At 69.4% G+C, this 1,566-nt stretch carries 1 protein-coding gene; it reads right to left on the reverse strand.

What is annotated here, in order from left to right:
- Positions 1-20: 20 nt before the first annotated feature.
- The gene (locus tag FL311_RS43055; protein WP_141333452.1) at positions 21-1,448 is read right to left on the reverse strand and encodes an ISKra4 family transposase; all 1,428 of its coding nucleotides are present in this window, start codon (positions 1,446-1,448) and stop codon (positions 21-23) included.
- Between the last annotated feature and the right edge of the window lie 118 nt (positions 1,449-1,566).

Genomic DNA, 1,566 nt, shown 5'->3' on the forward strand with positions numbered 1-1,566 from the left:
GGGTGTGGCGCCCATCCTGATCAGGCGGCGCGCCGCACCTCCGCACGCTGCGGCGCGAGCGTGAGGTTCATGGCGGCGTCCCAGCGGTCCGAGAGCACCAGGGAACGGAGGTCGAGGACGTGTTGGCCGGAGTCCTCCTTCCATCGGGCGCCTGGACGCTTCATGCGCAGGGCAACGAGAGACTTGCAGGTGGCCTCCACGTTACCGCTGCCAATGGGCAGCCCTTGCGCTCGTGCCTCGGCGTAGTGCATTCGCTCCCCGTGGTTCTCCAGGTAGCAGATAGCCTCATGCACGGGCCGGCGGTCGCCGAGGACGACGTCGCGCTTGCCGCTGGCGTGGAGTGCACTGACGAGGGTCCACACCGCCCCGGGCGTGTTGAGCAAGGAGAGCTTCCACTTCTCACACAGGGCGGAGGCGTGCGCTTCACCCGCGACCACGCGGGCCGCGGCCCCGAGCTTCTCCATCAGGTGCCAGAAGTCCACCAGACGCACCACCTGGGTGGCCGCGGGCGCGTGGGCCACGAGGGCCTCGTCCAGCAAGGCGTGCAGTTCGGGAGCGCCATCGGTGAGGATGGCGACGCGCAGGGAAGGCTGTCTGGAAACCAGCGCCTGGACGTCGCGGGCCAGGCGCTCCGCCAGCCCTCGGGCATCGCCATGAGGCATCCGGCCATGGCGCACGGCCCCCAGCGCTTCGCCCTGGGCGTCATGGAAGACGAGGCAGGCGGCGTAGGCCATGTGCCAGACGACGTCCACCGGGCGTTGAGGGGCGCCCTTGCGAGGCCGTCCCACGGGCCGCTTCTTCGGCTCCTCCATGGGCACCGCCACCCGGTCCACGCTGACGCTCACGCTGTGCGTCCCTTCGGGGGCTTGCAGGGCCTCGGCCAGCGCCGCCTCCACACGGGGCCGCTGGTGGCCGTACAACGCCCCCACCTCGTGGCCCATCCGCTCGAACGAAGAGCGGCAGTAGGGCAGCACGCCCAATTGCCGCGCCGTCGCTTGCGCCTCGCGCGAAGTGCCCCGGGCCAGCAGGTACGCCATGGGGAGCGCCGCCTCGGGCAGCCAGCCATCGGCCACGCACCCGGCCTGCACGCTGATGCTGTCCACCGTGGGACCATTCCTGACGCCCACCTGCCGGTAGAGGCTTCGCTCTACTTCGACCGGCCCCGCGCGCGTTTTGTACCTCGCCGCATACCGGCCGACGCGCGCGTAGGGCTCGCCTTCGATGAGGATTCGGGCGGCATCGACGTCGAGCCCTCGAAGCAACCTCCGCTTCAATTGCCGCTCAGTCTCCTCCACGCCCGCATTGACCGCCTGCCACGCGGTGTCGAACGCAGCCAGGTCTCCAGTGCTTGCACCCACCACGCCCTTTTGCGCGCGTTCCAACGTCTCCTCCAGCGCCTTGACGCTGTCCTCGAATCCTTCCGGCACTTCGATGGTCACCTTCGGCATCGTCGGATGTCCTCCTGTGGCTCAACCCGCCAGCAACCTCCCCTCCCATCGACCATCAGTCACCCGGCGGTCCCCCTGCTTGTCTGCTCACTCGCTGCTCAGGATCAGATCCACACCC

The organism is Myxococcus sp. AB025B (assembly GCF_006518215.1).
GTDB lineage: Bacteria > Myxococcota > Myxococcia > Myxococcales > Myxococcaceae > Myxococcus > Myxococcus fulvus.